7 protein-coding genes are annotated in these 9,936 nt (G+C 73.5%); 3 read left to right on the top strand and 4 right to left on the bottom strand.

The features are described 5' to 3' along the window. The first annotated feature begins 157 nt into the window (after nucleotides 1-157). Nucleotides 158-2,404 carry a glycogen debranching protein GlgX gene (glgX, locus tag AB0898_RS04835; RefSeq protein WP_366801362.1) on the top strand — a complete coding sequence of 749 codons (2,247 nt, stop codon included), beginning with the start codon at nucleotides 158-160 and terminating at the stop codon, nucleotides 2,402-2,404. A 30-nt stretch (nucleotides 2,405-2,434) separates the two neighbouring features. Here the strand turns inward: glgX and AB0898_RS04830 are convergent, their stop codons facing one another. From AB0898_RS04830 to AB0898_RS04815, 4 genes are read right to left on the bottom strand one after another with little or no spacing between them, the layout of a single operon-like run. Then, the gene (locus AB0898_RS04830; RefSeq protein WP_366801361.1) at nucleotides 2,435-3,079 is read right to left on the bottom strand and encodes a response regulator transcription factor; all 645 of its coding nucleotides are present in this window, start codon (nucleotides 3,077-3,079) and stop codon (nucleotides 2,435-2,437) included. Further along, complete coding sequence (locus tag AB0898_RS04825) at nucleotides 3,069-4,319, bottom strand: sensor histidine kinase (protein WP_366801360.1); 1,251 nt, start codon at nucleotides 4,317-4,319, stop codon at nucleotides 3,069-3,071. The genes AB0898_RS04830 and AB0898_RS04825 overlap by 11 nt, the downstream gene beginning before the upstream one ends. A gap of 26 nt (nucleotides 4,320-4,345) precedes the next feature. Then, nucleotides 4,346-5,095, bottom strand: a complete 750-nt coding sequence (locus AB0898_RS04820) for an ABC transporter permease (RefSeq protein WP_366801359.1) — start codon at nucleotides 5,093-5,095, stop codon at nucleotides 4,346-4,348. Beyond that, nucleotides 5,092-6,000, bottom strand: a complete 909-nt coding sequence (locus AB0898_RS04815) for an ABC transporter ATP-binding protein (protein WP_366801358.1) — start codon at nucleotides 5,998-6,000, stop codon at nucleotides 5,092-5,094. The genes AB0898_RS04820 and AB0898_RS04815 overlap by 4 nt, the downstream gene beginning before the upstream one ends. 195 nt (nucleotides 6,001-6,195) lie before the next feature. On the opposite strand from AB0898_RS04815, the gene AB0898_RS04810 reads away from it, so the two are divergent. Further along, the gene (locus tag AB0898_RS04810; protein WP_366801357.1) at nucleotides 6,196-8,010 is read left to right on the top strand and encodes an ABC transporter ATP-binding protein; all 1,815 of its coding nucleotides are present in this window, start codon (nucleotides 6,196-6,198) and stop codon (nucleotides 8,008-8,010) included. Further along, nucleotides 8,007-9,884 (top strand): ABC transporter ATP-binding protein, encoded by a 1,878-nt coding sequence (locus AB0898_RS04805; protein ID WP_366801356.1) that lies wholly within the window; start codon nucleotides 8,007-8,009, stop codon nucleotides 9,882-9,884. Before AB0898_RS04810 ends, AB0898_RS04805 begins: the two co-directional genes overlap by 4 nt. The last annotated feature ends 52 nt before the right edge of the window (nucleotides 9,885-9,936 follow it).

Genomic DNA, 9,936 nt, shown 5'->3' with positions numbered 1-9,936 from the left:
CAAGGAGCGCGGTACGTCGATGAAGGCCCTCGTGCGCGAGGCCGCCGCCGCGGACATCGCCCGGCACCGGGCACTGCGGGAGGGCCCCGGGACGCGGCAGGCCGCCCGGTACGGCCGTGCGCGCCCCGGGACCGAGCCGTGAAAGAGGGGCCGACTGGTGACGAGCGCAGCCGAGCGGCGGGCGCGGGCCGGACAGCCGCCCGCACAGGGCGGCCCGGTGCCCGCCGTGGTGCGCGGGGGCCATCGCGCGGGGCCGCCGGCCCCGCCGGTGTGGCCGGGGTCGTCGACCCCGCTGGGGGCCCGGTTCCGCACCGGTCCGGACGGGGTGGCGGGCACCAACTTCGCGCTGTGGGCGGGCGGGGCGGAGGCGGTCCGGCTCTGTCTGTTCGACGAGCGGGACCGCGAGACGCAGGTACGGCTGACCGAGCTGACGCACGAGATCTGGCACGGCTTCGTGCCGGGCGTGCTGCCGGGCACCCGGTACGGCTACCGGGTGGAGGGCCGCTGGGACGCCTGGACCGGCGCCCGCTGGAACCCGGCGAAGCTGCTGCTCGACCCGTACGCCCGCGCGGTGGACGGGGAGTTCACGCTGCCGCCGGAGGTGTACGGCCATGTCCGGGACTGGCCGGACCAGCGGGTCGCGGACACCGTGCGCGACGAGCGGGACTCGGCGCCCTTCGTGCCCAAGGGCGTGGTCGTGCACGATGACGACGACTGGTCCGACGACCGCCGCCCGAAGACCCCGTGGGCGGACTCGGTCATCTACGAGCTGCACGTCAAGGGCTTCACCAAGCTGCACCCGGGCGTCCCGGAGGAGCTGCGCGGCACCTACGCCGGGCTCGCGCACCCGGCCGCGATCGAGCACCTGACCCGACTGGGCGTGACGGCGGTCGAGTTGCTGCCGGTCCACCAGTTCGCGCACGAGGACCATCTGCTGCGCCGGGACCTGACCAACTACTGGGGCTACAACTCCATCGGCTACTTCGCCCCGCACGCCGCCTACTCCGCCTCCGGTACGGCGGGACAGCAGGTCGGCGAGTTCAAGCGGATGGTGCGCGCGCTGCACGCGGCCGGCATCGAGGTGATCCTCGACGTGGTCTACAACCACACCGCCGAAGCAGGAGAGTTGGGCCCCACACTGTCCCTGAAGGGCATCGACAACCGGGGTTACTACCGCCTCCAGCAGGACGCGCGCCGCTACGCCGACTACACCGGCTGCGGCAACACCCTGCACGTGGTCCGCCCCCAGGTGCTGCGCCTGATCACCGACTCGCTGCGCTACTGGGTCACCGAGATGGGCGTGGACGGCTTCCGCTTCGACCTCGCGGCCGCGCTGGCCCGCTCGATGCACGACGTGGACATGCTCTCGCCGTTCCTCGCGGTCATCGCGCAGGACCCCGTGCTGCGCCGGGTCAAGCTGATCGCGGAGCCGTGGGACGTGGGCTCGGGCGGCTACCAGGTGGGCGCCTTCCCGCCGCTGTGGACCGAGTGGAACGACCGCTACCGCGACACCGTGCGCGACTTCTGGCGCCACGCGCTGCCGGACGTACGGGAGATGGGCTACCGGCTCTCCGGCTCCAGCGACCTGTACGCCTGGGGTGGCCGCCGCCCGTACGCCTCGGTCGACTTCATCACCGCGCACGACGGGTTCACCCTGCGCGACCTGGTGTCGTACGAGCACAAGCACAACGAGGCCAACGGCGAGGACAGCCGCGACGGCACGCACGACAACCGCTCCTGGAACTGCGGGGCGGAGGGCGAGACGGCCGACGAGGACGTACGGGCCCTGCGCAGACGGCAGTTGAGGAACCTGCTGACCACGCTCCTGCTGTCCACGGGGGTGCCGATGCTGGTCGCCGGGGACGAGTTCGGGCGCACGCAGGGCGGCAACAACAACGCCTACTGTCAGGACAACGCGACCAGTTGGGTGGACTGGTCGCTGAAGGACGACCCGGAGTGGCGCCCGCTGTTCGACCTCACCGCGCGGCTGATCGCGCTCCGCCACCGGCACCCGGTGCTGCGCCGCAGCGCCTTCTTCTCCGGGCGCGCGCATTCGGCGGACGGGCTGCGGGACCTGGCCTGGTTCACCGCGCGGGGCAAGGAGATGACGGAGGGCGACTGGTACGCCCCGGCGGCCACGCTCGGCATGTATCTGTCCGGCCGGGACATCCCGGGGCGCGACGAACGGGGCGCTCCGGTCCTGGACGACAGCTTCCTCGCCGTGCTGCACGCGGGCGGGGAGCCGGTGGGCTTCACGCTGCCGGGGGCGCCGTGGGCGCGGTCGTACGAGGTGGTGGTCGACACCTCGCTGGAGGAGCAGACCGGTGCGCCGGGCGCGGTGCATCCGGCGGGGACGGAGATCACGCTTCCGGCACGGTCGGTGGTGCTGCTGCGGGCGCTCTGAAATCCCTTACGGGCACGGCCTGTTGAGGCTCTACCCGAGGATGCCCCGCTCGTACGCCGCCGCGACCGCCGCCGCGCGGTCCTTGACGCCGAGCTTGGTGTAGAGGTGGGTGAGGTGGGTCTTCACGGTCGCCTCGCTGATGAAGAGTTCGCGGGCGATCTCGCGGTTGGAGGTGCCCCGGGCGACCAGGGCGAGGACCTCGCGTTCGCGGGCGGACAGCGGTTCCTTGCCGGGGGCGGCGGGCGCGCGGACCGCCGAGACGAGGCGGGAGGCGACGGCCGGGGAGAGCACGGTGCGGCCCTCGGCGGCGGCGCGGACACCGGTGAACAGCTCGTCGCGCGGGGCGTCCTTGAGGAGGTAGCCGGTGGCGCCCGCCTCGATGGCCGGGAGGGTGTCGGAGTCGGTGTCGTAGGTGGTGAGGACGAGGACCTTGGCGCGGGCGCCGCGCCGGGTCAGCTCGCGGATGGCGTCGACGCCGGAGCCGCCGGGCATCCGCAGGTCCATCAGGACCACGTCCGGGTCCAGGGCGGCGACGCGTTCGACCGCCTCGACGCCGTCGGCCGCCTCGCCGAGCACGGTGAAGCCGGGCGCGGAGGCGAACATGGCGCTCAGGCCGTCGCGTACGACGGGGTGGTCGTCCACGACGAGCAGGGTGATCGGGGTGTCAGCGGTCATCGCGCACCAACGGTACGCGAGCCGAGACGGCCGTGCCGTGGCCCGGCTCTGACTCGACGGTGAGGGTGCCCGCGATGCGTTCGGCGCGGGCCCGCATGCCGTCCAGGCCGAAGCCTCCGGTACGGGTGCGGGGCGGCAGGCCGGCCGGGTCGAAGCCGGTGCCGTCGTCGCGGATGTCGAGGACGACCTCGTCCCCCATGAAGGAGAGGGTGGCGCCGAGACGCTGGGCGCGGGCGTGCCGGGCCGCGTTGGACAGGGCTTCCTGGGCGATGCGCAGCAGGGTCGCCGCGACCTCCTCGTGGAGCTGTTCTGCGGTGCCGGTGACGGTGAACTCGACGCGGACGCCGGTGCGTTCGCCCCACTCGGTGACCGTCTTCTTCAGCGCCTCGGGGAGTCCGTCGGCGGCGAGGGCGACGGGCGTCAGGTTGTGCACCGAGCGGCGGGCCTCGCCGAGGCTGTGCCGGGCGAGTGCGGAGGCACGCTCCAGGTGGGTGCGGGCGGTCGGCAAGTCCTTGGCGTTGGACACGACTTGGAGCTGGGCGATGATGCCGGTCAGCCCCTGGGCGATGGTGTCGTGGATCTCGGCGGCGAGCCTGCGCCGCTCGTCGGCGACCCCCGCTTCCCGTGCCTGCACGAGGAGTTGGGCGTGAAGGGCCGCGTTCTCGTCCAGCGCCTGTTGCAACGCGGTGTTGGTGCGCTCCAGTTCGGCGATGGTGTCGGCCTGCTCGCGGACGCGGGCCTCCTCCTGCTGGTTGAACCGGGTGAAGAGGGCGACCAGACCGACGTTGACCCCGAACACCACCACGAGGCCCAGCCAGAGCACGAGTCCGCGCGGCGGCATGCCGCCGACCTCGCTGCCCGCCATGGTGAGGGCGGTCAGGCACAGGCCGGGCATCACCAGCCGGGGCGGCAGCCGGCGCGCCCCGTTGTAGTACCCGGTGACGGCGTAGAAGGCGAAGAACGGGTTGAGCCAGGTCAGGACGAACCCGTTGGCCCACCGCGCGAAGTAGAAGGCCGCCCCGGTGCGGCTCGGCCCCGGCCGGCCGCGGTCGACGCGCCCCCAGGCCAGTTGCAGGAGGAGACCGAACACCACGAGCACGCCGGAGACGTACAGGTCGGCCCGGTCCATGCCGACGAGCCGGGCCGACCCGGCCGCCGTCAGCACCCCGACGGCGAGCAGGGCGTAGGGCCCCCAGGTGTCGAAGAAGGCCCGCCGGTCGTGCTCCGCCGCCTGTGTCATCCCCTCAGTGTCGGGCACGGCCGTGCTCACTCCCAGCGGAACCAGCGGGCGGCCGCCGAGGTGAGCAGGACGGTCCAGACCGCGAGCACGCCGAGGTGCTCCCAGCCGGGCCAGTGCCCGGTGGCGGCCTCGCCGAGCGCGCGGGCGGCGGCGCCGAAGGGGGTGAGACCGACGATCCGCGCGAGGGTGTGCGGCATGGACTGCACGGGCACCCACAGTCCGGCGCAGAACATCATCGGGAAGAACACCATGGTGCCGATCGCCCCGGCGATCCTCGTGGTGGCGGACAGCGCGGCGACGAGCGAGCCGAGCGCGAGGGCGGCCAGGGCCGCGAGGGCGAGGGCGAGCAGATAGCCGAGGGGCTGCCCGGGCAGCCGTACGCCGAAGCCGACGCGGCCGACGGCGAGCGCGAGCAGCGCCGAGCACAGCGCGGCCGCGCCCTGCACGGTCATCTGGGCGGTCAGCAGGGCCGCGGGTCGTACGGGGGTGGTGGACATGCGGCGCAGGATGCCGCGCTCGCGGTAGCCGGTGAGGGCCTGGGGCATCGACTGGACCCCGGCCATGATCAGGGCGATGAGGACGGCGACGGGCACGTAGACGTCGATCAGCCGCTGTCCGCCGAGCCCGTCGTCGCTGGCGCGGAAGCTGGGGATCGAGCCGAGGATCACCAGCAGCAGGGTGGGGAACAGCAGGATCCAGAAGACGGCGCCGGGTTCGCGGCGGAAGAGGCGGAACTCGGTGCGCAGCACGGCGGTGTCGAGGATGGCGGTGTTCACAGGGCGGCCTCCTTGGTGAGGTCCAGGAACGCGTCGTCGAGGGTGGCGTCGGCCACGCGCAGCTGGTGGGCGGTGACGCGGTGCCGGGCGAGCAGGGTGAGGACGGCGTCGACCGTCTCGTCGGTGCCGGAGAGCGTGATCCGGCCGTCCTTGTGCGCGACGGAGGCGAGGCCGGGGAGGGCGGAGAGGTCGGCGTCGTCCAGCGGGGCGGACGGGGTGAAGCCGATGACGGTCGCGCCGGCCGAGCGGCGGATGAGTCCGGCGGGGGTGTCGAGGGCGGCCACCCGGCCCTTGTCGATCACCGCGATGCGGTCGCAGAGGCGCTGGGCCTCCTCCATGAAGTGGGTGACGAGCAGGACGGTGACCCCGCTCGCGCGGACCTCCTCGATGAGCTGCCAGGTGTCCCGGCGGGCGCGCGGGTCGAGCCCGGTGGTCAGCTCGTCCAGGACGACGACGCGCGGGCCGCCGATCAGCGCGAGCGCGATGAACAGCCGCTGCCGTTGTCCGCCGGAGAGCTTGGCGAAGCGGGTGCTCAACTTGCCGGTGAGACCGAGGCGTTCGGCCAGGGTCCGCCAGTCGGCCGGGGCCGGGTAGAAGGAGGCGTAGAGCTCTAGTGCCTCGCGCACGGTGAGTTTGGGCTGGAGCTCGCTCTGCTGGAGCTGGGCGCCGAGGACGCGGGCGACCTCGGCGTGGTCGGCGACGGGGTCGAGCCCGGTGACGCGGACGCGCCCCGCGTCGGGGACGCGCAGCCCCTCCACGCACTCCACGGTGGTGGTCTTGCCGGCGCCGTTGGGGCCGAGGACGCCGAAGATCTCGCCCTCCTCGACCGTGAAGGAGATGCCGTCCACGACGGCGCGGCCGCCGTAGGACTTGCGCAGGTCGGTGACTTCGATGACGGATGCCATGCTCCGAGATTCGCGGGCGGAAGGTGCCCGCCGCATCGGCCGTCGCGCTGGAAACGGCATCATCCGATCGGTTGATCCTGGGCTACGACCTCCGTGCGCTTTCCCGTAAACCCGCTGGTCGTAGGACCGGGGACGGATACGGGTCCGGTAAAAACCCGGTGGGCCGCGGCGGTCCGCGTCCGTACGCTCGCGATGATGGCCACTCCACACACGCACCCCGAGATCCGGCGCTCCACCGTGCGCACCCTGCTGCGGCTGTGGCCGTACGTCCGGCCCGCGCGGGCCCGGCTGGGCACCGCCGTCGTCGTGGCGGTCGTCGCCTCCTGCACCGGTCTGGTCATCCCGCTCGTGCTGAAGTGGCTGGTGGACGGTCCGGTGGCCCATCGCGACCCGGCGGGGGTGTGGCGCGGCGCGCTGTGGCTGCTGCTGCTCGGGGTCGCCGAGGCGCTGCTGTTCGGGCTGCGGCGGTGGCTGGTGGCACGGCCGCTGTCGCGGGTGGAGGCGAATCTGCGGGCCGCGCTCTACGGGCGCCTCCAGCGGCTGCCGGTGTCCTTCCACGACCGCTGGCCCTCGGGCCAGTTGCTCTCCCGGGGCACCTCCGACCTCATGCTGCTGCGGATGTTCCTCGCCTTCCCGCTGACGTTCCTGATCGTCAACTCGGTGACCATCACCGCCGGTGTGGTGATCATGCTGGTGCAGGACTGGCAGCTGGGCCTGGTCGTCCTCGGGCCGGCCGTGCCGGTGCTGGCCACCTGTGTGGTCGTGGAGCGGCGGTACGCGCTGGCGTCGCGGCGCGCCCAGGACCAGGTGGGCGATCTGACGACGCTGGTCGAGGAGAGCGTGCTCGGCATCCGGGTGGTCAAGGGCTTCGGGCGCCACCACAGCCAGGCCCGCGCCTTCCGGGAGCTGGCGGTCGCGCTGCGCGACACCGAGCTGCGCAAGGCGCGGCTGCTCGCGGCCATCTGGGCGGTCATCATGACGCTGCCCGAGCTGGCGATCGGCGCGGCGCTGGTCCTGGGCGCGCTGCGGGTGGCGGACGGCGGCCTGTCGGCGGGCACGCTGGTGGCGTTCCTCAGCACCGCGCTGGCGCTGCGCTGGCCGGTGGAGTCCATCGGCTTCCTGCTGGCGATGACCCAGGAGGCGGCGACGGCGACGGAGCGGTACTTCGAGGTGATGGACGAGTCGCCGGAGGACGCCGCGGACGCGCCCCAACCCCACGCTCTCCGCTCGGACTTGGCGGCGGACGGCCTGCGGTTCGAGGGCGTCTGCTTCCGGCACCCCGACGTGCCGCCCGGCTCCCCTCCCCTCCTGGCCGGGGTCGATCTGCACATCCGGCGCGGCGAGTCGATGGCGCTGGTCGGGGCCACCGGCAGCGGCAAGACGACGCTCACGGCGCTCGTCCCGAGGCTGTACGAGGTGACCCACGGCCGGATCACCCTGGACGGCACCGACATCACCGCGATGTCCCGCGCGGAGCTGCGCGCCCGGGTGGCCGTCGCCTTCGAGGAGCCGACGCTGTTCTCCGCGAGCGTCGCCGAGAACGTGCTGATGGGCGCGGGCAAGGACGCGGACCGTACGGACCTGGACCGGGCGCTCGCGGTGGCCCGCGCCGACTTCGCCTACGAGCTGCCCGAGGGCCCCGGCACCCGGGTCGGCGAGCAGGGGCTGAGCCTCTCCGGCGGCCAGCGGCAGCGGCTGGCGCTGGCCCGCGCGGTCGTCGGGCGCCCGGAGTTCCTGGTCCTGGACGACCCGCTCTCCGCGCTGGACGTGCACACGGAGGCGGCCGTGGAGGCGGCGCTGCGGCAGGTCCTCGCGGACACCACCGCGCTGATCGTGGCCCACCGCCCCTCCACGGTGCTGCTGGCCGACCGGGTCGCGCTGCTCTCCGGCGGCCGGATCACCGCCGTCGGCACACACCGCGAACTGCTGCGCACGAACGCCGAGTACGCCCGGCTGATGTCGGGCGAGTCCACCCCTGATGCCCCCCACGCCCCCGAGGACCGCCGATGACGACGACCGCGTCCGCCGCGCCCGGCACGGGCGACGACCTGCCGGAACCCGGGTCCGCCCCGCACGCGGACGGTCCGCCCTCCGACGCCCCGGCCGGCGACCCCTTCGACCGTGACGTCCTGCCCGCCCCGGACGGCGCCACCGGCGCCCTGCTGCGCTCGCTCCTCGCCCCCATGAAGGGCCGCGTCGCCCTCGCCGTCCTCCTGCTGCTCCTCCAGCAGGCGGCCGCGCAGACCGGCCCGCTGCTGGTGGCGTACGCCATCGACACCGCCGTCCCCGCGCTCGGGCGGCACGACCACGGGCCGCTGCTCGCCGTCGCGGTGGGGTACGCGCTGTGCGCGCTCGGCTCCGGCGGCTTCCAGTTCGCCTTCACGGAGGCGTCCGCGCGGGTCAGCCAGGAGGGGCTGCTGGACCTGCGCGGCCGTATCTTCCGGCATGCGCAGGCGCTGAGCGTCGACTTCCACGAGCGGTACACCTCAGGCCGGCTGATCTCCCGCGCCACGGCGGACGTGGAGGCCTTGCGCGAACTCCTCGACGAGGGCTTGCAGGAACTGGTCAGCGTGGTGCTGTCGTTCGTCTACATCGCGGCCCTGCTGCTGTGGCTGGACCTCGGCCTCGGCGCGGTCGCGGTGGGCTCGTTCGCCCCGCTGTACGTGCTGGTGCGGATCTACCAGCGGCGCGCGGGGCGGGCGTACCGGGCGCGTTCGACGGCGATGGCCTCGGTGATCGTCAAGTTCGTGGAGACGATGAACGGCATCCGCCCGGTGCGCGCCTTCCGCCGCGAGGACGCGAACGACGCCGGTTTCGGTGTGCTGAACCGGAGTTACGAGCGGCGCAACGGCGACACCCTGCTGGAGATGGCCCGTTACGTGACCGGCTCCCGGCTTGTCGCCAACACCACGGTCGCGGCGATCGTGCTGTGGGGCGCCTACCGGGTGGCCACCGGCTCGCTCGCGCTCGGGGTGCTCGCGGCGGCGGTGCTGTATCTGCGGCGGCTGTACGACCCGATCGACCGGCTCGGCATGTTCCTCAACTCCTATCAGGCGGCGGCGGCTTCACTGGAGAAGATCGCCGGACTGCTGGCCCAGACGCCGTCGGTGCCCGAGCCGGAGTCGCCGCGTGAACTCCCGCCGGTGCGGGACGGGTTCACCGGCCGCGAGGTCGTCTTCGCGGGGGTCGGCTTCGGCTACCGCACCGGCGGCGAGGTGCTGCCCCGCTTCGACCTCACGATCCCGGCCGGCCAGACGGTGGCCGTCGTCGGCTCGACCGGCGCGGGCAAGTCCACCCTCGCCAAGCTGGTCGCCCGCTTCTACGACCCCTCCGGCGGCCGGGTCTCGCTCGACGGGGTGGACCTGCGTGAGCTGTCCACGCCCGAACTGCGGTGCGCGGTCGTGATGGTGACCCAGGAGTCCTTCCTGTTCTCCGGCACGATCGCGGACAACATCGCCATCGGCCGCCCCGACGCCGACCGCGCCGCCGTCGAGCGCGCGGCGAAGGCGATCGGCGCCCACGAGTTCATCAGCAGCCTCCCCGAGGGCTACGACACCGACGTCCGCAAGCGCGGGGGCCGTATTTCGGCCGGGCAGCGCCAACTGGTCTCCTTCGCGCGGGCGGTCCTGATCCTGGACGAGGCGACCAGCTCGCTGGACATCCCCGGCGAGCGCGCGGTGCAGCGGGCGATGGCGACCGTCCTCCAGGGCCGCACCGCCGTGGTCATCGCCCACCGGCTCTCCACGGTCGAGATCGCGGACCGGGTGCTGGTGATGGAGAACGGCCGCATCGTGGAGGACGGCGAGCCCAAGTCGCTGATCGAGGGAACGGGCAGGTTCGCGGACCTGCACCGGGCCTGGCGGGAGAGCCTGGCGGACCGCTGACCGGCGCGGGCGCGGCTCGCCGACCCGCCGACCCGCCCCCACCCCGAGCGCC

Origin of the sequence: Streptomyces sp. NPDC005435, from assembly GCF_040703155.1 — a bacterium.
Classification (GTDB): Bacteria; Actinomycetota; Actinomycetes; order Streptomycetales; family Streptomycetaceae; genus Streptomyces.
This window is presented reverse-complemented; position numbering and strand designations above follow the sequence as displayed.